A 22,363-nucleotide genomic window follows, 5' to 3' on the forward strand; every position below is an offset into this window, starting at 1 on the left:
CAGTTCTCCCCATGACCAGCATCGGGCGCGCGAGGAGGGCGGCTCCCGCCGCCCTCCTCGCCCTCGCCCTGACCCTCGGGCTCACCGCGCTCTCCCCGACCGACGACGGCTCGCGTGCGAGCGCGGTGTCGAGCGCACCCGGGACGCCGGCTCGGCCCCCGGGGATGCCGCGGAAGCCGAACCTGGTGGTGGTCATGGCCGACGACATGCGGTTCGACGACCTGCGCTTCGCGCCCGCGATCCGCCGCCTGGTGGCGCGCGACGGCCTGACCTTCCGCAACGCGTTCTCCAACTACCCGCTGTGCTGCCCCGCCCGGGCGTCGTTCCTCACCGGGCGCCTGGCCCACAACCACAAGGTGTGGAGCCACGACAAGCCCTGGGGCTACCAGGCCTTCGACGACTCCCGCACCCTCGCCACCGCCCTGCGCGGCGCGGGCTACCGGACCGGGTTCGTGGGCAAGTACCTCAACGGGTACGGCGTCGACACCGCGAAGGTCAGCGGCGGCCCGTCGTACCGCTACGTCCCGCGCGGCTGGGACCAGTGGCACGGCGCCATCGAGAACCCGGGCCGCGACGGCATCCACGGCGGGACGTACTACTACTTCGACACGCCGTACAACCGCAACGGCCGGATCGACAACAGCTACCGCGGCCGCTACCAGACCAACGTCATCGGCGACCTGTCGATCAGCACGATGCGGTCCGTGGCCGGCCGCAAGCCGTTCTTCCTCTACCTCAACTACGTCGCCCCGCACCACGGCGGACCCGACGAGCCCGACGACCCCGGCCGACAGCGCGACAGCAAGGGCCGCACGTACGCGATGGTGACCCCCGCCCGGCCGCGGGAGGTGAGGGGACGGTTCGACGACGTCATCACCCACCCACCGGGCCGTCCCCGCGCCGGGGGGCCGTCGGAGCGCGACATCTCCGACAAGCCGCTGCGGATGCAGACCCTCACCGAGCCGACGCCCCGCGAGTGGGCCGCGGTGAAGGAGGCCGCCCGGCAGCGCGCCGAGTCGATCCTCGTGATGGACCGCCAGGTCGGCCGTCTCGTCGCCGCGCTCAAGAAGCGCGGCGAGTGGCGCGACACCGTGCTCGCCTTCACCTCGGACAACGGCTACTTCCTCGGCGAGCACCGGATGCGTCAGGGCAAGGTGTGGCCGCACGACCCGTCGCTGCGCATGCCCCTGGTGATGACGGGCCCCGGCATGCGCTCCGGCGAGACGCGCTTCGACCCGGTGTCGACGGTGGACCTGTCCGCCACCCTGCTGGACCTGGCCGGGGCCTCGCTGCCGTGGGCGCTGGACGGCACGAGCCGCGTCGACACCCTCACCGCCGACCAGGGGTGGACGCAGGCGGTGCCCACCGAGGCCGTCCGCACCTCGAAGCTGGGATCGAAGGAGGGCTTCGCCGGGCCGCGGACCTCGATCGGGGTGCGGACGTCGCGGTGGGCCTACTTCCGCAACCGCGTCGGCCCCGACGAGCTGTACGACCTCGAGCGGGACCCCTTCCAGCTCGACAGCGTCGTCGGCGACCCGGCGTACGCCGAGCAGCAGCGGCTGCTGCGCGGTGTCTGGGACGACCTCCGCGGCTGCCGGGGTCCGGCCTGCCGGGTCCCCCTGCCGCCCGGCCTGCGCGCCGACGCCGCGGAGAACCGCACCCGCGGCGTCGAGTTCGCCCGCCGCTTCGACGAGGTCTACGGCTACCGCTGAGAGGCGCCGCCCGACGGCGCGGGCGTCCCCGACGTCCCGGACGGCTCCGCGGGGCCGGGCTCGGCCGACCCGGGACCGTCGGGGCCGAGGCGGGGCTCGGTCTCGGTCGGCTCGGCCGGGACGCCGGACAGCGGGTCCTCCGCGACCTCGACGTCCGCGAGGTCGACGTACTCGCCCACGGAGAACTCGCCGGTCGTCTGCAGCGTCACCCACTGCAGCCCGACCGCCGCGCCGTCGCGGTAGGTCAGCAGCGTCACGCTCGCCTCCCGGCGGGGCTTGCTGCCCACCGCGATCGAGTACGCCGCGCCGCCGGTCGTGCCCGTCGTGTAGCGGACGCCGCGCTCGCCGTTGCTGCCCTCGAAGGCCTCCGGCCCGATCCGGGAGTGCACGTGGCCGCCGAGCACCAGGTCGACGCAGCCGCGGGCCAGCGCCGCGTTGCCCAGGTTCGCGTCGTGGACCAGCAGGGTGTCGACCCGCTCGCCGTCCTCGTCGAGCGCGCAGACCTGGTCGGCCAGGTCGGTGCGGACCTCGTCGAAGGAGGGCCCGACCGCCGAGCGGTCGGGGGTGTAGCCGCTCGAGCGGGGGTCGGGGACGCCGAGCAGCCGCGCTCCGCCGGGCCCGTCGACGACCTCGCCGTCGAGGACGTCCCAGCCCTTGTCGGCCAGGTAGCCCGGCACGAACGGGCCGGCGTCGTGGTTGCCGGTGACCGCCCAGCGGTCGTGGTCGCGGAACGCGGCGTCCAGGGAGTCGAGGCTGAACGCCTCCCACGACCTGCCCGACGAGGTGTCGTCGCCGGCGTCGTACACGCCGGTCGCGCCGCCGGCGTCGGCGACCGCACGCGCGACGGGGTCCATGCCGATGTTGTCGTGACGGTCCGAGACGAGGACGACGACGGTCTCGTCGTCCTCGGGCTGCCGCAGCTCGTCGGCGAGGTCGGCGGCGTCGTCGCGGGCCTCCTCGTACCAGCCCTGCGCCTGCTCGTAGGTGTCGACGGCGCCCTGGATCAGCCCGCGGGTCTGGGTGGTCGTAACGTCGGCGCGGACCTCGACCTCCGCGACACCGTCGGGCACGGTCACGGCGTCGCCGACGAAGTCCTGCAGACCCTCCCAGCGCTCGTCGTCGGTGAGCTCCTGCGGCACCCCGGCCCACGGCTGCCAGACCAGGAGCACGGCCAGCGCGACCCCCGACCCGACCACGAGCCCACCGGGCGTGCGGGAGCGCCTGAGCAGCTCGGCGCGCCGAGCCCGCCCGACCAGCAGCCACACCAGCACCGGCACGGCGCCCGCGACGGCCCCGCGCAGGCCGGCGGCGACCGCCATGTCGACGACCACGCCGCGCAGGATGTCGACCTGGCCCTCGGGCTGGCTGGCGATGAAGGCGTAGCGGTCGACGAGCTCCTGGGTGGTCGAGGCCTCGGTCTTGCCGAGCGTGACGTCCAGGCCGACCGGCTGCGGCGACGGCACCCGGACGTCGGGCAGCACGGGCCCGCTGTGCACCGTCACCCAGGGCTCGTGGGTCGGGCTGACGACGACGTCGTGGCTGGCCAGCTCGACCTCCCGGCTCCCGCCGAGGAAGGCGGTGACGGCGACCGGCACCGCGACCACCGCCCAGAGCAGCGTCAGCAGCAGGACGCTGCGGCCCACCCGTCCCGCCGAGCGAGAGCCCGACGGGTCGCTCACCCGCGGGTCCGCGCGATCTCGTAGAGCGCCACGCCCGCGGCCACGCCGGCGTTCAGCGACTCCACACCCGGGGCCATGGGGATCGACACGAGCTGGTCACAGGTCTCACGGGTCAGCCGCGCGAGGCCGTCGTCCTCGGCGCCGACGACCAGCACCAGCGGACCGTCGGCGAGCTCGAGGCCGGGCAGCGACACGTCGCCGTCGCCGGCGAGGCCGACGACCATGCAGCCGGCGTCGGCGTACGCCTTGAGCTGGCGCACGAGGTTGGTCGCCCGGGCGACCGGGACGCGGGCGGCGGCGCCGGCGGAGGTCTTCCACGCCGAGGCGGTCATGCCCGCCGCGCGCCGCTCGGGGACGAGGACGCCGTGGGCGCCGAACGCCGCCGCCGAGCGCACCACGGCGCCCAGGTTGCGGGGGTCGGTCACGGAGTCGAGCGCCACGATCAGCGCCGGCTCCCCGGCGTCCGCGGCACGCTCGAGCAGCTCATCGGGGTGGGCGTACTCGTAGGGGGGAAGCCGGGCGGCGAGGCCCTGGTGGACCGCCCCGCCGGTGAGCCGGTCCAGGTCGGCCCGCGAGGCCGAGGTCAGCATCAGCCCGCGGTCGGCGGCCAGCGCGAACGCCTCCCGCATCCGACCGTCGCGCTCCGCGCCCTCGGCGACGTACAGCGCGGTCAGCGGCAGGTCCGCGCGCAGGGCCTCGACCACCGGGTTGCGCCCGGCGACCCACTCGGCCTCCTCGCCGGCGCGGCGCTTCGCGGGAGGACGGCGCGGGCCGCCCTTGCCCGCGGGCTTGTTCGCGGTCTTGTACGCCTTGTGGTTCGGGCGGTCCTTCGCCTTCGGCGTCGGGCCCTTGCCCTCGAGGCCGCGGCGCACGCGGCCGCCGGAGCCCACGGTCGGGCCCTTGGTGCTCTTGCGGATCGCGCCGCGGCGCTGGGAGTTGCCGGCCATCAGGTGCTCCAGGTGGGGCCGTCGGGGGTGTCGGTGATCTCGACGCCGGCGGCCTTGAGCCGGTCGCGGATCTCGTCGGCTCGGGCCCAGTCCTTGTCGGCGCGCGCCTGCGCACGCTCGTCGAGGAGGCCACGGACGAGGGCGTCGACGACGCCCACCAGGTGGTCGTCGGTGCCGGTCGAGCCCCAGGCGGGGTCGTCGGGGTCGACGCCGAGCACGCCCAGCATCGCCCGGACGGCGGTGACCTGGGCGGCGACGTCGTCACCCGCGTCGAGGCGGCGGTTGCCCTCGCGCACCGTGTCGTGGAGGACGGCGACCGCGGCCGGCGTCCCCAGGTCGTCGTCCATGGCGTCGACGAAGGCGGCGGGCAGCACCTCGAGCAGGTCGCCGGTCGCCGCCGCCCCGCCCCGGTCGGCCCGCTCCAGGAAGCCCTCGATCCGCCGGTACGCCGCCGCGGCCTCCTCGAGCGCCTCGAAGGAGAACTCGACGTGGGAGCGGTAGTGCGACGCGACGAGGTAGTAGCGCAGCTCGACGCCGCGGACCCGCTCGAGCACGTTGGGCACGAGCAGCGAGTTGCCGAGCGACTTGCTCATCTTCTCGCCCGAGGTGGTGATCCACGCGTTGTGCATCCAGTAGGACGCGAAGTCCTGCCCGGCGGCCCGCGACTGGGCCTGCTCGTTCTCGTGGTGCGGGAAGCGCAGGTCGACGCCGCCGCCGTGGATGTCGAAGGCGTCGCCGAGGTACTTGCCCGCCATCGCGGAGCACTCGATGTGCCAGCCGGGGCGACCCCGCCCCCACGGGCTCGGCCACGACGCGGTGCGGGGCTCGGACGCCTTCGCGCCCTTCCACAGCGCGAAGTCGCGGGGGTCGCGCTTTCCGCGCGGGTCGGCGTCCTCGGCCGCCTCCATGTCCTCGACGCGCTGGCGCGTCAGCTCGCCGTACGACGGCCAGGAGGCGACGTCGAAGTAGACGTCGCCCGAGCCGTCGGTCGCGGGGTAGGCGTGACCGCGCTCGATCAGCAGCCCGATGAGCTCGAGCATCTCCGGCACGTGGCCCGTCGCGGCGGGCTCGTAGGTCGGGGGCAGGACGTTGAGCAGCGCGTACGCCTCGTCGAGGAGACGCTTGTTCACGGCGGTGAGCGCCCACCACTCCAGGTCCTGCTCGGCGCCCTTGGCGAGGATCTTGTCGTCGATGTCGGTGACGTTGCGGATGAACGTGACCGTGTGGCCACGGACCCCCAGCCAGCGTCGCAGCACGTCGAAGCAGACGCCGCTGCGCACGTGGCCCACGTGCGGCGCCGACTGCACGGTCAGCCCGCAGAGGTAGATCCCCGCGTGCCCCGGGCGCAGGGGCACGAAGTCGCGGACCTCCCTGGTCGCGGTGTCGTGCAGTCGCAGTGGCATCCCCCGAGTCTATTGACGCCGGGCACGCGCTGCCCTACGGGTTCCGCCACGCCCGAGCCTGTGACTGCAGTGACTGGAGTGACGAACGCTCTACCCTGGACCCATGCCGTCCTTCCCCACGGCGCGAGGTGTCTCGGCCCTCCTCGGCCCTGCCCTGGCCGCCACCCTGGTCCTGCCCACCGCCACCGTCCCGCCCGCGTCCGGCGCGCCCCTCGGCACCCTCGACGCGGCCACGCCGACCCGCGCCGAGCCGGCTGGTCGCCTCATCACCTACAAGCAGTGGGCCAGCGGCAGGCAGCTCGCGCAGGGCAAGCGGACCGACACCTACGTGTCGAAGGGCGCCGTGCGCCTGCGCACCCAGGCCCCCGTCCGCCAGGTCGGTGACCGCCGCTACCAGGCGGGCACCTGGACCTCTCCCTGGACCTGGCCCGGCTACGGCCTCACCGAGATGGTCGCGTCGTGGGACGCCCGCACCCCCGGGGACAGCTGGATCCGGGTCGAGGCCCGTGGCCGCTCCGCCGGCCGCATGTCGTCCTGGGACACCCTCGGCGAGTGGACGTCGGGCGAGGCCCGCGAGCGCACCACGATCAGCGGGCAGGACGACGACCTCGCCCGCGTCAACGTCGACACCCTCGAGGCCACCACGGCGGCCGGCCTGCACTCCTGGCAGCTGCGGGTGACGCTGCTGAAGCGGGAGGGCGCGCGGACCGGCGTCCCGTCGCTCGAGACCGTCGGCGCCATGGTGAGCCGCCTGCCCGAGACCTCCCGCGTCCCGACGTCCCGGACGGGCCCCGCCCGCGGGAAGATCCTCGACGTCCCCAGCTACTCGCAGATGGTCCACCGCGGCCACTCCCCGCAGTGGGGCGGCGGCGGCGAGGCGTGGTGCAGCCCCACCTCGGTGTCGATGGTGCTGGGCTACCACCAGGCCCTCCCGAGGCCCGCGGCGTACGCCTGGACCGGCTCCGGCCACACCGCCGGCTTCGTCGACCACGCCGCCCGCATGAGCTACGACCACGGGTACGACGGCGCCGGCAACTGGCCGTTCAGCACGGCGTACGCGAGCCAGCACGTCTCCGACGCGTTCGTCACCCGGCTGCGGGACCTGCGGGAGGCCGAGCGCTTCATCGCGGCCGGCATTCCCCTGGTGACGTCGATACGGTTCTCGGCGGGCCAGCTGAGCGGCGCGCCGATCTCGTCGTCCAACGGCCACCTGCTGGTCGTCGTCGGGTTCACCCGCTCGGGCGACGTCGTGGTGAACGACCCGGCCGCCTCGTCGGCCGGCGGCGTGCGCCGCGTCTACGACCGGGGCCAGTTCGAGAACGTCTGGATCCCGACCTCCGGCGGCCTGACCTACGTCATCCGCGACGACCAGCGCCTCCCCGACCGCGTGCAGGGCTCCACCCGCAACTGGTGAGCCCGGGTGACCCGACGAGGAGCTCGTCGGGTCACCACCACGGGGCCACCGTCGAGCGAGCCCGCGGCCCGCCCGGGGCTCAGCCCTCCGTGACGGTGAAGTCCACCTCGTGCCAGCCCGTGGCGCCGTCGGGGACGGTGTCGGCGACGACGCCGGTCTGCGGGGTGCCGTCGGGGTCGAGCGCGCGGACGCGGAGGACGTGCTCGCCCGTCGGGACGTCCGGCAGCACCGCCCGCCACTGGAACCACGAGTCGATGCGACGGGAGTCGGCGACCTCGCCCGGCGTCCACGCGCCGCCGTCCAGCGAGACCTCGACCCCGCTGATGCCGGTGTGCTGGAACCAGGCCATGCCGCCGGCGATCACGTCGCCCGCGGGCAGCTCCTCGCCCGAGCGGGGGACGTCGATCCGCGAGCCCATCTTGACCGGGCCCTGCTCGGCCCAGCCGTTCTCGGTCCAGTACGCCGAGAACCGGTCGAAGCGGGTCACCTCCCAGTCGACGACCCACTTGCACGCCGAGACGTAGCCGTAGAGCCCGGGAACGAGGGTGCGGACCGGGAAGCCGTGCTCGACGGGGAGCGGCTGGCCGTTCATGGCGACGGCGAGCATGGCCTGGCGGTCGTCGGTCAGCGCCTCGAGGGGGGTGCCGCAGGTCCAGCCGTCCTCGGAGGTCTGCAGCACGGCGTCGGCGCCGTCCTGCACGCCCGCCAGGGACAGCACCTGCTGGGTCAGCGTCCCGCTCCACCACGCGTTGCCGATGAGGTCGCCGCCGATCTCGTTCGACACGCAGTTGAGCGTCGTCCACCGCTCGGTGAGCCGGCCCGAGAACAGGTCGTCGAAGCTGAGCACCAGCTCGCGGTCCACCATCCCGTGGATGCGCAGGCGCCAGTCGGCAGGGTCGATCGTCGGGACCGCGAACGCGGTGTGGATGACGTAGAAGTCCGGGTTCGGGGTCTCCCAGGAGGTGACGCCCTCGAGGCCGATGCGGGCGGCGGGCGGGACCGTGGGGCGGGTGACCTGCAGACCCAGCAGGGAGCGTGCCCGCTCGACGCCCTGCCGGCGCCGCGCGAGCACCTCGCCGCCGAGCCCCGCCAGGACGGCGACCGCCCCGACCGCCCCCATCCGCACCAGCAGGCTGCGCCGGTTCGGGGCGCTCAGCCCGGTCTCGGCGTCGACCTCGGTCCCGTCCCCGGTCCCGTCCTCGCTCCCGCCCCGGGCCGGCGCCGCGCCCGGGCCGGCGGCGGCTCGCCCGTCCTGGACCCGCAGGGGGACGCTCAGCAGCGCGGTGGCCACCACCCAGGTCAGCAGCCCGGCGAGCACCGGCAGCAGGTCGGTCGACGGGGTGGAGCCGGGGACCACCAGCACGGCGACGGCGCCGATGCCGGCGAGGACGCCGTACGGCAGGAGGGTCAGCCACCACGACCGGCGCCCGAGGTGGCCGGCCCAGGCGAAGACGGCGCTGAGGGCCACCAGGATGACGAGGACCAGCACGGCCTTGTCGAAGACGCCGAAGGCCTCGATCCCCCACTCCACCAGGCCGGGCGGGGTGAGCCGGACGGCGAGCTCGGCGACGGCGACGACCGGCGTCGAGCGCACGTGCAGCAGCGCCGCGACCAGGTGCGACGCCGCGAGACCCGCCAGGCCGCCGAGCAGCCCGGCGAGCGACCAGGCGCCGCGCGGAGAACGCATGTCCCGATTCTTCCCCACGGGCCTCGCGGCATCATCTGCGGTGTGAACGACGCCCAACCGACGCCCCGGCCGCCACGCACCGGGATCGGCACCGACGTGCACCGTCTCGCCGAGGGCGTGCCGATGCACCTGGCCGGCCTCGCGTGGCCCGACGAGCCGCGGGGTCTGGCCGGCCACTCCGACGGGGACGTCGCCGCGCACGCGGCCTGCGACGCCCTGCTGTCCGCCGCGGGCCTGGGCGACCTGGGCCAGCGCTTCGGCACCTCGCGCCCCGAGTGGGCCGGTGCCGCGGGCACGGCGCTGCTCGCGGAGACCGCCCGGCTCGTCCGCGAGGCGGGCTTCACGGTCGGGCACGTCGCCGTCCAGGTCATCGGCGAGCGCCCCCGAATCGCCGGTCGCCGCGACGAGGCGGAGGCCGCGCTCGCGGCCGCCACCGGCGGCACCGTCTCCCTCTCGGCCACCACCACCGACGGCCTGGGCCTCACCGGTCGCGGCGAGGGCGTCGCCGCCATCGCCACCGCGACGGTGCTCTGAAGGCCCTCGCCCCGAGGTGGTCGAGCAGCCGAGCCGCGCCGGCGGCTCCGCGTCGTCGGGACCGCCGTCGGCGCCCGGTGGTCGGCCCCGGCGTCCGGTGGTCACCGGTTGTGGTGGCCGTCACGCTGAAGTGACCGCGACTCTCTGTCACAGTAATCCGGTGCCCGTCACCGCCACGCCCGCGCCCCACGAGCTGCGGACCCACGACGGGCTGCGGCTCGCCGTCCGCGTCGACGGGCCCGCCGACGCCCCGCTGACCGTCGCACTGGCCCACTGCTGGACCGCGGACCGCGAGGACTGGCACCACCAGGTCCACGACCTGCTCGCGGCGTACGGCGGTCGCATCCGGCTCGTCACGTGGGACGCGCGGGGCCACGGCGACTCCGACGCGGCGCCGGTCGACGCCTGCACGATCGAGAACCTGGGCCGCGACATGGCGGCGATCCTCGACGCCTTCGCCCCGAGCGGCCCCCTGGTGCTCGCGGGACACTCCATCGGCGGCATGACGCTGATGGCGCTGGCCGAGCAGCGACCCGACCTGGCGGCCCGCGCGGACGGGGTCCTGTTCTGCGCCACCGCCTGCGGCGGTCTCGACGCGATCACCCTCGGGATCCCGGGGGCCGGCGGCCAGCGGATCCGCGCGCAGATCCCGCGGATGCTCGCCACCCGCGCCCGGCTGCTGTCGCGCTCCAAGCGCCGCCGCACGCCGCTCACCGAGGGGGCGGTCGTCCGCCGCTTCCTGTTCGGCGACCTCAAGCCGCCGCGCGACGTCGGCCTGGTGATCGACCAGATCATCAACTGCCCGCCGGCCACGATGGAGGGCTTCTACCGCGACCTCATGCGCCACGACCGCGCCGCGGCCTGCGGGGTGTACGCCGGGATCCCGGTCACCGTCGTCGTCGGCTCGGCCGACCGGCTGACGCCGCGCCGCTTCGCCCGCGCGATCGCCGAGGCCAGCCCGGGCTCGCGGCTGCTCGTCGTCCCCGGGGCCGGCCACATGCTGCCGCTGGAGCGTCCCCGCGTCGTCAGTGACCTGCTCGGAGAGCTCGTGGACGGCGCGCTCGCCCGCGCCGGGCAGGCCCCGGCGAGCTCCTAGGCCGCGTCGAGCAGCCGCCGACCCACGTGGACGACGCCGTCCACGACCTGCACGGCGTACGCCGGGACGGCGACGTGCTCGTCGTCCAGGCAGCGTCCGGTGCGCAGGTCGAAGGCGTGACCGTGACGCGGCGAGCCGACGAACGGCACGCCGTCGCGGACGCCGACCACCCCGCGGTTCATCGTGGGCGCGTGGTCGAACGGGTCGTGGTTGCCGACGGCGTAGACGACGTCGGGGCCCATCCGGAACAGGGCGAGCGCCTGCCCGTGCGCGAGCGCGACCGCGCCGCACCCCAGACGCAGCTCCTCGAGCCTGCACACCGGTTGCCACTCCGCGACCCGAGAGCTCACTCCCGTGACGCTAGAGCCGCACGAGGTCGCTGAGGTCACCAAGGAGTTTCGTCGTGTAACAACGATGCAACAGGACCCGGGCACCCCTCTCGGGAGGCCCGGGTCCCGGCCGGGAGTCGCACCCCGGCGATCAGCCCAGGTCGACGATCGCGGCCACCGGGCCGCCGCCCTCGGGGCCCTGGTGGGCCGCGGAGACGGACACGAAGCAGGCCGGGTCGCCGGTGACCGCGGCGGTCACGCCACCGACCGCGGCCTTGATCTGGCGGTGCCAGTGCACGTCGGAGTCGTCGAGCATGGCGTTGCGGCGGCCGCGGACCTTGCCGTCGGACGACGTCTCGCACTTGAGGAAGACGTTGACGAGCCGGTCCGAGAGGTCGGAGGTGTGGGGGCGCTCGGGCAGCTCGAGGCCGGCGTCGCGGATGGCGTCCCAGATCCCGTCGGCGTCGAGGGCGTCGTCCATGACGGAGTGGCCGATCCGGTAGCGACCGCCGACGCCGTGGGCGTTGCCGACCACGACGACCTGGGCGCGGTCCAGCTCGACGCCCGAGGAGCAGGAGGCCACGCTCGAGAAGAGCGTGCGGTCCTTGAGCACGTCGGCGTCGTCCGGCATCTCGATCTCGCCGAGCGCGACCGCGATGCCGAGCGCGGTGCCGCCGTTGGAGACGTCCATCGAGTGCAGCGTGTCCTCGGTGAACACCGTCTCGCCGCGGGACTTGGCGTCCGCGATCGTCGACAGGGTCAGCAGCGGGGTCTTGGTCTGCACGTAGTGGACGTCGGCGACGTCGGTGATGCCGGCCCGCTCCATCGCGACCTTCACGGCGTCGGCGACCTTGGTGATCATCCCGGCACGACCGATGTCCTCGGGAAGCAGCACCTCGCTCATCGCGTACCCGACCGAGAGGCGCTTGTCGTCGCTCGGGGTCACGTCCTCGGGCGGGACGGTCGCGAAGATCGTCGCGTGCGGGCTGATCACGCCGTCCGTGCCGCCCGACCACACGATCGGGATGTCCTTGACCTTCTCGGGCGCGGCGCCCTTCTCGACGAGCACCTCGCGGAACGCGCGGTCGGCGATGATGCGGGTGTAGTCGTTGACGCCGCCGTTGCCCTCGGTCTTGCCGATGATCGCGACGACGCGGTCGGCGTGGAGGACGCCGTCGTCGATGAGCGTCGCGAGCTCGCTGGCGTCCGCGACGGAGTGGATCGGGACCTTGCGTACTTCGATGGCGTCGGGCATGGGTTCCTCTCGGTGGACTGCTGGGTCAGGGGTTCGGGACGACGACCGTGCCGGCCCCGCCGTGGGCGGCGGGGACGAGGTGGTCGAGGTCGGTGATGACGGCGCGGTCGCCGCCGGCCTCCACGAAGCGGCAGGCCGCCTCGACCTTCGGCCCCATCGACCCGGCGGCGAACTGCCCGTCGGCGGCGTGGCCGCGGAGCTTGGCCACGGTGACGGTGTGCAGGTCGCGGGCGTCGGCGGTGCCGTGGTCGAGGACGGCGTGGGGGACGTCGGTGCCGATGACGAGGACGTCGGCGGCGACGGTGCGGCCCAGCAGGGCGGCGCCGAGGTCCTTGTCGATGACGGCCTCGACGCCGCTGACGGTGCCGTCGGCGGCGCGGACGACGGGGATCCCGCCGCCGCCGTTGGCGACGACGACGTACCCGGCGGCCATCAGCGCGGCGGCGGCCGGGGCGTCGAGGACCTCGAGCGGCTCCGGTGACGCCACGACGCGGCGCCACCCCTTCTCGCCGCGGTCCTGCCAGGTCTCCCCGTGCTCGATCAGGACCCGCGCCTGGTCGGCGGGCAGGTAGCGCCCGACCGGCTTCGTCGGGTGGTCGAATCCGGGGTCGTCGCCGTCGACGAGCGTGCGGGTCACCAGCGCCGCGACCGGGCGTCGTACGTCGTGGCGGGCGAGGGCGGCCTCGAGGGCGCCGACGAGGACGAACCCGAGCGTCGCCTGCGTCTGCGCGCCGCACCAGTCGAGCGGCACGGGCGGGACGACGTGGGCGGCCAGCGCGTTCTTGACCAGCAGGTTGCCGACCTGGGGGCCGTTGCCGTGGGTGAGGACGACGTCGACCCCGGCGGCGACGAGAGCGGCGACGGACTCGGTGGCGCGGGTGGCGGCGGCGACCTGGTCCTCGGGTCGCGCGCTGCCGTCGGGCCCCGTCATGGCGTTGCCGCCGAGTGCCACCAAGACCCGCATGCCTGGACCGTAGTGAGCCGGGGCACGCCCGGTCGTCGTGGCGGCAGACGACCCGGAGGGTGGTCCGTCGTCAGGTTGTGCCAACTCAGGCGGGCACGAGGGAGGCGCCTGAGTGGTTCACCTCGTACCGCAGGCCCAGCGGCCCCTCCCCCGGGGGCAGCAGCGTGCTGGCGCCCTGGAGGCCGTCCTGCATCCCGACGCCGACGTGCACCGACCGGTCGGCCGGGACCTCGACGTGGACCTGCCCCCAGTAGACGAGGTACTGGCGCCCGTCGACGAACAGGCCGGGCGCGATCCGGGCCCGGGCCATGCCGCCCCCGAAGGCGGCGGTGATCTCGAGGTGGACCGTGAGGACCCGCTTCGGGCCCTGGTGGAACTCGACGTACGGGATGACGCCGGGAGGGGTGCTCATGGCGCCAGCCTCCCCCGCGGCGGGGCCTCCCACACCCCGCGGCGCGGTGCCAGGATGCTGCGATGACCGAGACCTCCTCCGACCGCCCCGTCCGCACCGTCGTGTCCGGCATGTCCTTCACGGAGTGCCCCCGGTGGCGCCCGGACGCCGGTGACGGGGCGGGGCGGTTGTGGTTCGCGGACTTCTACACCCACGCCTACTACTCGGTGGCCGAGGACGGCTCGGACCTGAGGACCGAGATCGAGGTGCCCGGCCAGCCGTCGGGCATCGGGTGGCTGCCCGACGGGCGGGTGGTCTTCGTGTCGATGCGGGACGCCGCCGTGATGCGACGCGAGCACGACGGGTCGGTCGTCGTCCACGCCGACGTGTCGTCGTACGTCGGGGGCCACCCCAACGACATGGTCGTCGACGACGAGGGCCGCTGCTGGCTCGGCGACTTCGGCTTCGACCTCATGGGCGGCGCGGACCTGGCCACGACCGGTCTGCTGCGCGTCGACCCCGACGGCACGGTCGCACGCGTGGCCGAGGACCTGTGGTTCCCCAACGGCAGCGTGATCACCGACGACGGCACGCTGCTGGTCGACGAGACCTTCGGCAACCGCGTCAGCGCCTTCGACGTCGGCGCGGACGGCACCCTCGGCCCGCGGCGTGACTGGGCGGTGTTCGGCGCCGTCCCGACCGAGCGCGCCGTCGGTCCGGCGATCGGGCAGCTGGACGTCGCCCCGGACGGCTGCGGCCTGGACGCCGAGGGGTGCCTGTGGGTCGCGGACGCCGTCGGCGGTCGCGCCATCCGCGTCCGCGAGGGCGGCGAGGTCGTCGACGCCGTCTCCCCCGGCACCGGCGTCTACGCCTGCACGCTCGGCGGCGCCGACGGTCGCACCCTCTTCCTCTGCTGCGCCCCCGACTTCGACGAGCACGCCCGCAGCGCCGCCCGCGAGGGCGAGATCCGCGCCGTGGTCGTCGACGTCCCCCACGCCGGGCGCCCCTGAGGGTCGCGGGTCCTGGTCCTGGTCGTGGTCCTGGTCCTGGTCCTGGCCCTGGGGCCGGGGGGTCGAAACCCCACGGTAGGTCCCTGTCTTGTCGCTTCTCACGACGAATTCGTCGTGGGGAGCGCCAAGCTGCCTACTTACCGTGGGGATTCGACCCGAGGACGAACCACCGGAACCGCCTCAGCGCCCCAGCAGCATGTCGAGCACGCGCGTGCCGACGGGGAGGCCGTGGGCGTCGTAGGAGGCGAACATCGCGCGCAGCCAGTCGGCCTCTCGCGGGTCGAGCGCGGAGAGGTCGGGCGCCCCGCGACGGGCGGTCACCCCGGCCTCGCGCGCGAGGTCCGCGACGGTCGCGACCCGCGTCGCGAGCTCGTACGTCGCGCCGACGTGGCCGTCCTCGGTCAGCACGACCGCGGCGGCCTCCCCCACCTCGGCGAGGTCGGCGAAGCCGAAGACCGCGTCCACGTCGTACGGCACGACGAGGTCGGCGGTCAGGTCGAGGTTCTGCAGGTAGGGGCCCGGCTGCAGGACGGTCCACGCGAGGCCCGAGCGGCGGACGAGGTCCTCCGCGGCCGCCTTGCCGACGTGGTGCGGCATCGCGGGCGCGTACGGCGACGCCACCGAGTGGTAGACCACCCGACCCACGCCGGCGGTGCGCAGCGCGTCGAGCGCCGCGGCGGCGTACGCCGGCTCGGCCGGGTGCAGGTTCGGCGCGATCACGTACGCCGCGTCGCAGCCCGCCGTCTCCTCGGCGACGACCGAGCCGCGGCCGAGCGGGACGACGTCCACCCCGCGGCGGGCGAGCGCAGCCCCGACCGCGCGGCCGGTCTTGCCCCGACCGGCCAGGACGGCGACGCGCCTGGTCGGCGTCACAGCACGTCGACGGCCGCGTGAGACGCCCCCTCGGCGAGCCGGGCGTAACCGGGGCCGCGGTCGAAGAACGCCTCGCCCGGCCCGGCACGACCGGCGCGCTCGGCGGCGGTCGCGTCGGCGTCGTGCGCCAGGTCCCCTCCCTCCGAGGACCCGGTCAGCACGACGCCGTACGACGACAGCGCGGCCTCGGGCGACACCTTGCGCCACAGGACGTCCCGGACCACGGAGGCGGGGTCGCGTCGCAGCGGGTCGCCCCAGCCTCCGCCCCCGGTGGTGCGGATGCGGATGACCTCGCCTGCCGTCACGGGCTCGGCGTCGGCGAGGGCGTCGACGACGCGCTCGTTCGGCCCGCCGGGGTCGACCACCACCTCGAACGGCGCCCCCGCCAGGCCGCCCTTCACGCCCCAGCAGGCGAGGATGGAGCGGTCGGCGATGGACATGAAGTGGCCGTCCTTGAGCATCCGGACGTGCTTCTCGTAGCCGAGCCCGCCGCGGAACTCCCCGGCCCCGCCGGAGTCGACGGCCAGACCCAGCGCCTCGACGCGGAACGGGAAGCGGGCCTCGGTGAACTCGGTGGGCAGGTTCCGCGAGTCGGGGACGACGTGGATCGTGTCCTCGCCGTCCGCGTAGTAGCGCCCGCCGGAGCCGCCGCCGAGCACCTCGCGCATGAGGTAGGGCCGGCCGTCGTGGTCCTCGCCGTAGACGCCGGTGTAGCGGATCGTCTCCTGGTCGGCGGGCATCCGCCCGTCGACGGCCTTGGCGACGACGCCGGCGAGGACGCCGAGCAGCCGCAGGATCACGAACGTGCGGGCGTTCGTGGGCGCGGGGAAGACCGGCGTCAGCAGCGTGCCGGGCTCGGGGAACCGCAGCTCGAGCAGCGGGACGACGCCCTCGTTGACGTCGAGCTCCGCCATCCGCTCGGGGGTGTCGGCGAGGTTGCGGAGGATGGGCGCGAGCCACTTGGCGAGGAAGACGCCGTCGCTGTAGTCACCGCAGTGGTTGATCGGGCCCTTCGCCTGCGGCGAGGTGCCGTCGAAGTCCAGGACGAGCCGCTCGCCGTCCGGGTCGTCGTCCGGCGTGCGGGTCAGGGTGATCCGCTGGGTGTGGAGCCGGGGCTCGTCGACGCCGTCGTGCTCGGCGTAGTCCTCCCACGTCCACGACCCGACGGGGATCTTCGACAGGATCTCGCAGCGGTAGGTCCGGGTGGAGCCGTCGATGATCGCGTCGAAGCACGCCTCGACGGCGGCGACGCCGTACCGGTCGAACAGCTCGCCGAGCCTCCGCGCGCCCATGAGGCAGGCCGAGCACTCGGCGTCCAGGTCGGCGGCCAGCGACTCCGGCATGCGGGAGTTGCGGGTCATGATCGTCAGCGCCGCGCGGTTGGGCACCCCGGCGTCCCACAGCCGGATCGGCGGGACCATCAGGCCCTCCGAGAACACGCTCGTCGCGCCCGACGGCATCGAGCCGGGGACGGCGCCGCCGATGTCGTCGTGGTGGCCGAAGGCCTGCACGAACGCGACGACCTGCCGCTCCCCCTCGGGGCCCGGGCTGTGCCCACCGTCCGCTCCGTTCCGCGTCGCGAACACCGGGACGGTGACGCACAGGTCCGGCAGGTGCCCGATGCCGCCCTCGGAGCGGTAGACGTCGTTGTGGAAGAAGACGTCACCCTCGCGCATCTCGGCGATGGGGAAGTCGCGGGCGACGGGGTGGACGAGAGCGGAGTACGAGCGGCCGGTGAGCTTGCGCAGCAGCCGGTCGTGGATGCCCGCGCGGAAGTCGTGGGCGTCGCGGATCATCGGGCTGCGGCTGGTGCGGGCGATGGCGGTCTCGACCTCCCGCTCGACCGCGGCGAGGCTGCCCTGGACGATCTCGGTCAGCACCGGGTCGGCGCTCGCGCCGTGGTCGTCGGTGAGGAAGCCGAACGGGAACTGGGTCGGTGCTCGACGGCTCATGCGTGGTCCCTCTCGGTGCTCTGCCGTTCGACGACGAGGTTGCGGTAGGCGTCCACCCGGGCGGTGAAGCCGGGGTGCAGGGGCACGGTCGAGCCGAACTCCTCGATGATCGCGGGGCCGGTCACCGTGGTGCCCGGGGTGAGGTCGGGGCGCCACAGCACCGGGACCTCGACGTACCCCGCCTCGGGGTCGAAGCAGACGGCGCGGCGACCGGTCTCGACGGGCTCGGACGGCGCGAGGTCGTACGACGCGATCTCGGGGCGCTGGATCGGCCCGATGCCGGAGACCCGCAGGTTCACCCACTCGACCTGCTGGCCGGGGTCGTCGGCGAAGTCGTAGCCGTACAGCCCGCGGTGCGCGGCGTGGAACGCGTCGGCGACGTCGGCGAGCGCGGCCTCGTCGAGCTCGCCCGGCAGCGGCACCGGCACGCGGACCTCGAAGGCCTGACCGAAGTAGCGCAGGTCGGCGGTGCACTGGTGGACGCGGACATCGGGGGCGAACCCCTCCTTCTCCAGCGCCTCGTCGGCCCGGGCGACGAGCCCGGCGTACGCCGTGGCCACCTGCGCGGCGTCGAGGTCGTCGGCGAGGGCGACGTGGGTCTGGACGACGTCGTTGCGCACGTCGACGGTCAGCAGGCCGAACGCGGAGACGTTGCCCGGGTCCGGAGGCACGAGGACTCGGCGCAGCCCGAGCACGTCGACGAGGCGGCACAGCAGCAGCGACCCGGAGCCGCCGAAGGTGACGAGGGTGAAGTCGCGGACGTCGAGGCCACGCTTGACGGTGACCTCGCGCAGCGCGTTCGCCTGGTTCCACGCGGAGATCTCGAGGACACCGGTCGCGGCCGCCTCCGGGGTCATGCCGAGGTCGCCGGCGAGCTGCTCGACGCCCTTGCGGGCGGTCTCGACGTCGAGCGGGATCTCGCCGCCGAGCAGGTGCGGGGGGATCCGGCCGAGGACGACGTGGGCGTCGGTGATGGTGACGTCTGCGCCGCCCCTGCCGTAGCACAGCGGGCCGGGGTCGGCGCCGGCCGAGTGGGGGCCGACCTTGAGGGTGCCCTCGGGGCTGAGCCAGGCGACCGAGCCGCCACCCGCGCCGACGGTGACGACGTCGATCATGGGGATCTTCGAGGGGAACGCGCCGACCGAGCCCTCGGTGGTCAGCGTCGGGTCGCCGTCCACGACGACGGAGACGTCGGTCGACGTCCCGCCGCCGTCGGAGGTGAGGACCTTGTCGAAGCCCGCCGTCCGCGCGATCAGGGCGGCGCCGAGGGCGCCGGCGGCGGGGCCGGACAGCACGGTGGTGATCGGCTGGTGCACGACCTCCTCCGCGCTCAGCACGCCGCCGTTCGACTTCATGACGTAGAACGGCACCGGGCGCCCGGCGTAGCTCCCGAGGCGCTCGGAGATGGTGCGGACGTAGCGGCCCAGCCGGGGCTTGACGGCGGCGTCGACCAGCGTGGTCATGGCGCGTTCGTACTCGCGGTACTCCCGCAGCACCTCGCTGCTCACCGACACCACGGCGTCGGGGTGCTCCTCGGCGAGGACCTGGCGCATCCGCTCCTCGTGGGCGTCGTTCGCGTAGGAGTGCAGGAAGCAGACGCCGAGGGTGTCGACGCCCTGGTCGCGGAACCAGCGCGCCGCGCGGCGGGCGCCGTCCTCGTCGAACGGCCTGACCTCGGCGCCGGTGTGGTCGAGCCGACCGCCGACCTCGAGCACGAGGTCGCGCGGCACGATCCGCGGCGGCTTGACCCAGAAGTAGGAGTTGCCGTAGCCGTCGGGCACCGACTGGCGCGCGATCTCGAGCATCGCGCCGTACCCCTCGGTGGTGAGGAACCCGAGCCGGTCGACCTTGCCCTCGAGGAGCTGGTTGGTGGCGACGGTCGTGCCGTGGCTGACCGCGGCGATCGGGCTGCCGTCGCCGGGCGGGAGGCCGAGGATGCCGAGCACCTTCTCGATGCCGGCCATGAACCCGTCGGCCGGGTTGCTCGGCGTCGAGGGGGTCTTCGTGGTGACGAGCTCACCACTGTCCTCGTCGAGGGCGACGACGTCGGTGAACGTCCCCCCGGTGTCGATCCCGATCCTGATGCGTCGCGGCATGCCACCGATCCAACCGGCCGCGTCGCCGGGGGCCTATGTCAGAGGTTGCCGACCACCCGCCCGCTGCGGCTCAACCTCTGCCAGCCGACACCGCGACCCGACCGCGACCCGCACCGGCGCCGGTCGAGCTCGTCGGGACCCAGCGCCCAGGGACCGCTCGCTACGCTCGACGCCATGAGCGGCTTCGTGACAGACCAGCGCAACCGGCCCGTCAGCGCGGTCGTGGCGGTGATCGTGGCGATCGTGACCGGCGGCTACATGCTGCCGTGGGCGATCGCCGCCCTGCGGGGCAAGGCGAACCACTGGACGATCTTCTGGGTCAACCTGCTCGCCGGCTGGACGGTGATCGGCTGGATCATCGCGCTCGTCATGTCGCTGACCTCCCACAGGCCGGTCGGCCGCTTCTAGGCGCACGACGGGCCGGTGGCCGCCTCCTCGGTCGATCTCGGCCTGGACGACGTCCTCGACGCCGAGGTCCGTCGCCAGTGGTGGCTCCTCGCCGACGCCGGCCTGCCCAGCCTCGCCGAGCACCCGGGACCCTCGAACGCCCCGCACGTCACGCTCGCGCAGCGGCGACGGCTCCCCGCGCCGGACGTCGTGCAGCCGGCGACGCACCGTCTGCCGGTCGCGCTGAGCCTCACCGGACTGCTCGTCCTGCCCACGCGGCGCGGGCTCGTCCTGGCCCGGGCCGTCACCGCGGACGACGTCCTGCTCGACCTCCACGCCGAGGTGGTCGGCCTGCTCGACCGGGCCGCCGAGGGCACGCCGTGGCCGCCCGCCGCACACACCACGCCGGGGGCGTGGACCCCGCACGTCACCCTCGCCACCGGGCTCGGGCCCGACCAGGTCGCGCGGGCGCTCGACGTCCTGCCGCTCGGCGCGCTGACCGGCGCGGGCGTCGTCCTGCGCCACTGGGACGCCAGGGCGCAGCAGCTGACGGCCTGCGCAGACGTGCCGACTCGACCCCTGTGAGCTGCGCAGACGTGCCGACTCGACCTAGACGAGGGACTCCAGGGCCGCGGCGCACTCCAGCAGGAAGCGGTCGCGGCCGTGGGCGGCGACGAGCTGCAGGCCGACGGGGAGGCCGTCGGCGGTGCGGCCGAACGGCACCGAGATGGCCGGGCACCCGGTGACGGTGATGAGGTAGTTCGACCGCATCCAGTCCAGGTACGTCCGCATCGGCTCGCCGTTGATGGCCGTCGGGAACTCCTGGTCCGCGGGGAACGGCGGGACCTGCGAGGCGGGCAGCACGAGCAGGTCGTGGTCGTCGAAGTACTCCCGCATGCGGTGGGCCAGCGTGGTGCGGCCGGCGTACGCGCGGGCGACGTCGGCGCCGGTCAGCGTCTCCCCCGCCCGGATGTTGTCGGCGAGCGACGCCTTGAAGGCGTCCGGGTGGGCGGCGAGGCGCTCGGCGAACGTCGCCTGGAAGTGCCAGGCGCGCAGGGTGCGGAAGACGTCCTCGCCCTCGCGCAGGTCGGGGACGTCGTCGGTGACGTGCGCGCCCGCCGCCGCGAAGGTCCCGGTCGAGCCGGTGACGACGGAGGCCACCTCGCGGTCGCAGACGAACGCGCCGCCGAGGTCCGGCGTGACGGCGACCCGCAGCCCGGCCAGCGACCCCGACAGCGGGGGCGCGAACGCCGAGCCCGGCTCGCCGAGGGCCTGCGGGGCCCGGGGGTCGGGGCCCGCCATGACCGACAGCAGCAGGGCGACGTCGTCCGCGGTGCGTGCCATGGGCCCGCCGACCGACGTCGTCTCCCAGTGGTTCGACGCGGGCCACTGCGGCACCCGGCCGAGCGTGGGCCGCAGGCCGACGACGCCGCAGAAGGACGCCGGGTTGCGCAGCGAGCCCCCCATGTCGGACCCGTCCGCGAGCGGGACCATGCCCGACGCCAGCGCACACGCCGCTCCCCCGCTCGACCCGCCGGCCGAGCGTGACGGGTCGTGCGGGTTCAGGGTCGTGCCGAAGACGCGGTTGAAGGTGTGGGACCCGGCGGCGAACTCCGGCACGTTCGTCCTCCCGAGGACGACGACGCCCGCGCGGCGCACACGCTCGACGAGCAGCTCGTCGGTGCTCGGCACGTGGTCGGCGTGGAGCACCGAGCCGTACGTCGTCGTCCACCCGGCGACCTCGTGGGTGTCCTTGAAGGCGAACGGCAGGCCGTGCAGAGGGCCGACCTCGGCGCCGGACACGAGCGCCTCGTCGGCCGCGGCGGCTCCCTGGCGGGCGCGCTCGACGTCCATCGACACGATCGCGTTGAGCTCGGGGTTGCGCGCCCCGATCCGGTCCAGGTGGGCCTCGAGGAGCTCGCGGGCGCTGATCTCCTTCGCGCGGACGGCGGCCGCCTGCGCGCGGGCGGTCGAGTCGACCGTGACGGTCATGCCCGACGTCCGAAGACGCCGCCGAGGACGACGCCCAGGGCGACCAGGCCGGCGCCGACGGCGACGCCGCGCAGGAAGTCGGCCGGGGACGACGCTGCAGCCACGGGGGTGACGGTCGGGGCGGCGTACACCGCGCCGGCGGTCTCGACGCTCGATCGGAGCCGGGGCGGCTGCTCGGCCACCTGGAGCGCCGGCGGGGTCTCGATCGCCCTGGCGACGTTGCCGAAGAACTCGCCCGCCATGCGCTTCGAGACGCTCGAGAGCATCCGCTGGCCGACCCCGCCGACCATCCCGCCGACGGTGGCGTCGGCGTCGTAGGCGATGCGGGTGCGCCCGCCGAGGTCCTCGAAGCGGACGGCGACCGTCGCGTCGACGGTGCCGGGCGCGCCGGCGCCGGTGAGGCGCATCGTCAGCGAGTCGTGCGGTGCCAGGTCGGACAGCGCGCAGGAGCCGTCGTACGTGCCCTTGATGGCGGCGACGCCGGCGGTGACGGTCATGTCGTAGGCGTGCTCACCGGTCGACTCCAGGCGCGAGCAGCCCGGGATGGCGGCGACCAGGACGAGCGGGTCGAGGATCGCGTCCCACACGACCTGGGGCGGGTGCGCGACGTCGTTGGCGCCGGAGATCTTCACGCTGCTCCTC

General features: G+C 74.6%; 20 protein-coding genes. 7 read left to right on the forward strand and 13 right to left on the reverse strand.

Going from position 1 to position 22,363, the window contains the following annotated elements; all coding sequences use genetic code 11:
• Nucleotides 1–11 precede the first annotated feature (11 nt).
• A complete protein-coding gene (locus tag MJ876_RS05185) occupies nt 12–1,712 on the forward strand; it encodes a sulfatase (RefSeq protein WP_240235013.1) in 1,701 nt (566 codons plus the stop codon).
• Here MJ876_RS05185 and MJ876_RS05190 read toward each other — a convergent pair.
• From MJ876_RS05190 to cysS, 3 genes are read right to left on the reverse strand one after another with little or no spacing between them, the layout of a single operon-like run.
• Nucleotides 1,703–3,355 carry a metallophosphoesterase gene (locus MJ876_RS05190; RefSeq protein WP_240235014.1) on the reverse strand — a complete coding sequence of 551 codons (1,653 nt, stop codon included), beginning with the start codon at nt 3,353–3,355 and terminating at the stop codon, nt 1,703–1,705. The genes MJ876_RS05185 and MJ876_RS05190 overlap by 10 nt on opposite strands.
• Before the next feature lie 32 nt (nt 3,356–3,387).
• Nucleotides 3,388–4,338 carry a 23S rRNA (guanosine(2251)-2'-O)-methyltransferase RlmB gene (gene rlmB / locus MJ876_RS05195; RefSeq protein WP_240235015.1) on the reverse strand — a complete coding sequence of 317 codons (951 nt, stop codon included), beginning with the start codon at nt 4,336–4,338 and terminating at the stop codon, nt 3,388–3,390.
• The gene (cysS, locus tag MJ876_RS05200; RefSeq protein WP_240235017.1) at nt 4,338–5,741 is read right to left on the reverse strand and encodes a cysteine--tRNA ligase; all 1,404 of its coding nucleotides are present in this window, start codon (nt 5,739–5,741) and stop codon (nt 4,338–4,340) included. Before cysS ends, rlmB begins: the two co-directional genes overlap by 1 nt.
• 103 nt (nt 5,742–5,844) lie before the next feature.
• Here cysS and MJ876_RS05205 point away from each other — a divergent pair, with 103 nt between their 5' ends.
• Nucleotides 5,845–7,155, forward strand: coding sequence for a C39 family peptidase (locus tag MJ876_RS05205; RefSeq protein WP_240235019.1), 1,311 nt, complete (start codon nt 5,845–5,847; stop codon nt 7,153–7,155).
• Nucleotides 7,156–7,234: 79 nt separating this feature from the next.
• Here the strand turns inward: MJ876_RS05205 and MJ876_RS05210 are convergent, their stop codons facing one another.
• Complete coding sequence (locus tag MJ876_RS05210; protein WP_240235022.1) at nt 7,235–8,842, reverse strand: molybdopterin-dependent oxidoreductase; 1,608 nt, start codon at nt 8,840–8,842, stop codon at nt 7,235–7,237.
• Between the two features lie 42 nt (nt 8,843–8,884).
• Here MJ876_RS05210 and ispF point away from each other — a divergent pair, with 42 nt between their 5' ends.
• Together ispF and MJ876_RS05220 are read left to right on the forward strand one after the other, a co-directional pair.
• Nucleotides 8,885–9,376 carry a 2-C-methyl-D-erythritol 2,4-cyclodiphosphate synthase gene (ispF, locus tag MJ876_RS05215; RefSeq protein WP_308192564.1) on the forward strand — a complete coding sequence of 164 codons (492 nt, stop codon included), beginning with the start codon at nt 8,885–8,887 and terminating at the stop codon, nt 9,374–9,376.
• A 160-nt stretch (nt 9,377–9,536) separates the two neighbouring features.
• On the forward strand, nt 9,537–10,472 hold the full coding sequence (locus MJ876_RS05220; RefSeq protein WP_240235023.1) for an alpha/beta fold hydrolase: 936 nt from the start codon (nt 9,537–9,539) through the stop codon (nt 10,470–10,472).
• Here the strand turns inward: MJ876_RS05220 and nirD are convergent.
• The 4 genes from nirD to MJ876_RS05240 form a co-directional block, all read right to left on the reverse strand.
• Nucleotides 10,469–10,822, reverse strand: a complete 354-nt coding sequence (gene nirD / locus MJ876_RS05225; protein WP_240235025.1) for a nitrite reductase small subunit NirD — start codon at nt 10,820–10,822, stop codon at nt 10,469–10,471. The two genes, MJ876_RS05220 and nirD, sit on opposite strands and share 4 nt — an antisense overlap.
• Before the next feature lie 130 nt (nt 10,823–10,952).
• A complete protein-coding gene (locus tag MJ876_RS05230) occupies nt 10,953–12,056 on the reverse strand; it encodes a ring-opening amidohydrolase (protein ID WP_240235027.1) in 1,104 nt (367 codons plus the stop codon).
• Between the two features lie 25 nt (nt 12,057–12,081).
• Nucleotides 12,082–13,020, reverse strand: coding sequence for a carbamate kinase (locus MJ876_RS05235; RefSeq protein ID WP_240235029.1), 939 nt, complete (start codon nt 13,018–13,020; stop codon nt 12,082–12,084).
• Between the two features lie 85 nt (nt 13,021–13,105).
• Nucleotides 13,106–13,432, reverse strand: coding sequence for a hypothetical protein (locus tag MJ876_RS05240; protein WP_240235031.1), 327 nt, complete (start codon nt 13,430–13,432; stop codon nt 13,106–13,108).
• Between the two features lie 62 nt (nt 13,433–13,494).
• Here MJ876_RS05240 and MJ876_RS05245 point away from each other — a divergent pair, with 62 nt between their 5' ends.
• Nucleotides 13,495–14,421 (forward strand): SMP-30/gluconolactonase/LRE family protein, encoded by a 927-nt coding sequence (locus MJ876_RS05245; RefSeq protein ID WP_240235032.1) that lies wholly within the window; start codon nt 13,495–13,497, stop codon nt 14,419–14,421.
• Between the two features lie 180 nt (nt 14,422–14,601).
• Here MJ876_RS05245 and MJ876_RS05250 read toward each other — a convergent pair whose 3' ends face one another.
• The 3 genes from MJ876_RS05250 to MJ876_RS05260 are packed head-to-tail and all read right to left on the reverse strand — an operon-like array spanning nt 14,602 to nt 19,342.
• Nucleotides 14,602–15,294 (reverse strand): SDR family oxidoreductase, encoded by a 693-nt coding sequence (locus MJ876_RS05250; RefSeq protein ID WP_240235038.1) that lies wholly within the window; start codon nt 15,292–15,294, stop codon nt 14,602–14,604.
• Nucleotides 15,291–17,246: a hydantoinase B/oxoprolinase family protein gene (locus tag MJ876_RS05255; protein ID WP_240235040.1), complete on the reverse strand. Its 1,956-nt coding sequence runs from the start codon at nt 17,244–17,246 to the stop codon at nt 15,291–15,293. The genes MJ876_RS05250 and MJ876_RS05255 overlap by 4 nt, the downstream gene beginning before the upstream one ends.
• On the reverse strand, nt 17,243–19,342 hold the full coding sequence (locus MJ876_RS05260) for a hydantoinase/oxoprolinase family protein (protein ID WP_240235042.1): 2,100 nt from the start codon (nt 19,340–19,342) through the stop codon (nt 17,243–17,245). The genes MJ876_RS05255 and MJ876_RS05260 overlap by 4 nt, the downstream gene beginning before the upstream one ends.
• A gap of 174 nt (nt 19,343–19,516) precedes the next feature.
• Between MJ876_RS05260 and MJ876_RS05265 the strand changes: the two genes are divergently transcribed.
• Both MJ876_RS05265 and MJ876_RS05270 read left to right on the forward strand, forming a co-directional pair.
• Nucleotides 19,517–19,750: a superinfection immunity protein gene (locus tag MJ876_RS05265; RefSeq protein WP_240235044.1), complete on the forward strand. Its 234-nt coding sequence runs from the start codon at nt 19,517–19,519 to the stop codon at nt 19,748–19,750.
• A gap of 15 nt (nt 19,751–19,765) precedes the next feature.
• A complete protein-coding gene (locus MJ876_RS05270; RefSeq protein WP_240235046.1) occupies nt 19,766–20,314 on the forward strand; it encodes a 2'-5' RNA ligase family protein in 549 nt (182 codons plus the stop codon).
• A 24-nt stretch (nt 20,315–20,338) separates the two neighbouring features.
• Here the strand turns inward: MJ876_RS05270 and MJ876_RS05275 are convergent, their stop codons facing one another.
• Nucleotides 20,339–21,721 carry an amidase gene (locus MJ876_RS05275; RefSeq protein WP_240235047.1) on the reverse strand — a complete coding sequence of 461 codons (1,383 nt, stop codon included), beginning with the start codon at nt 21,719–21,721 and terminating at the stop codon, nt 20,339–20,341.
• Nucleotides 21,718–22,353, reverse strand: coding sequence for a carbon monoxide dehydrogenase subunit G (locus MJ876_RS05280; RefSeq protein WP_240235048.1), 636 nt, complete (start codon nt 22,351–22,353; stop codon nt 21,718–21,720). Before MJ876_RS05280 ends, MJ876_RS05275 begins: the two co-directional genes overlap by 4 nt.
• Between the last annotated feature and the right edge of the window lie 10 nt (nt 22,354–22,363).

This window comes from Nocardioides sp. CFH 31398 (genome assembly GCF_022436705.1).
Taxonomy (GTDB): domain Bacteria; phylum Actinomycetota; class Actinomycetes; order Propionibacteriales; family Nocardioidaceae; genus Nocardioides.

Excerpts from the sequence above, each read along its gene's own strand:
- MJ876_RS05185 (WP_240235013.1), top strand. The coding sequence starts at position 12 with ATGACCAGCATCGGGCGCGCGAGGAGGGCGGCTCCCGCCGCCCTCCTC.
- rlmB (WP_240235015.1), bottom strand. The coding sequence starts at position 4,338 with ATGGCCGGCAACTCCCAGCGCCGCGGCGCGATCCGCAAGAGCACCAAG.
- cysS (WP_240235017.1), bottom strand. The coding sequence starts at position 5,741 with ATGCCACTGCGACTGCACGACACCGCGACCAGGGAGGTCCGCGACTTC.
- MJ876_RS05205 (WP_240235019.1), top strand. The coding sequence starts at position 5,845 with ATGCCGTCCTTCCCCACGGCGCGAGGTGTCTCGGCCCTCCTCGGCCCT.
- MJ876_RS05210 (WP_240235022.1), bottom strand. The coding sequence starts at position 8,842 with ATGCGTTCTCCGCGCGGCGCCTGGTCGCTCGCCGGGCTGCTCGGCGGC.
- MJ876_RS05230 (WP_240235027.1), bottom strand. The coding sequence starts at position 12,056 with ATGCCCGACGCCATCGAAGTACGCAAGGTCCCGATCCACTCCGTCGCG.
- MJ876_RS05235 (WP_240235029.1), bottom strand. The coding sequence starts at position 13,020 with ATGCGGGTCTTGGTGGCACTCGGCGGCAACGCCATGACGGGGCCCGAC.
- MJ876_RS05240 (WP_240235031.1), bottom strand. The coding sequence starts at position 13,432 with ATGAGCACCCCTCCCGGCGTCATCCCGTACGTCGAGTTCCACCAGGGC.
- MJ876_RS05245 (WP_240235032.1), top strand. The coding sequence starts at position 13,495 with ATGACCGAGACCTCCTCCGACCGCCCCGTCCGCACCGTCGTGTCCGGC.
- MJ876_RS05255 (WP_240235040.1), bottom strand. The coding sequence starts at position 17,246 with ATGAGCCGTCGAGCACCGACCCAGTTCCCGTTCGGCTTCCTCACCGAC.
- MJ876_RS05260 (WP_240235042.1), bottom strand. The coding sequence starts at position 19,342 with ATGCCGCGACGCATCAGGATCGGGATCGACACCGGGGGGACGTTCACC.
- MJ876_RS05265 (WP_240235044.1), top strand. The coding sequence starts at position 19,517 with ATGAGCGGCTTCGTGACAGACCAGCGCAACCGGCCCGTCAGCGCGGTC.
- MJ876_RS05275 (WP_240235047.1), bottom strand. The coding sequence starts at position 21,721 with ATGACCGTCACGGTCGACTCGACCGCCCGCGCGCAGGCGGCCGCCGTC.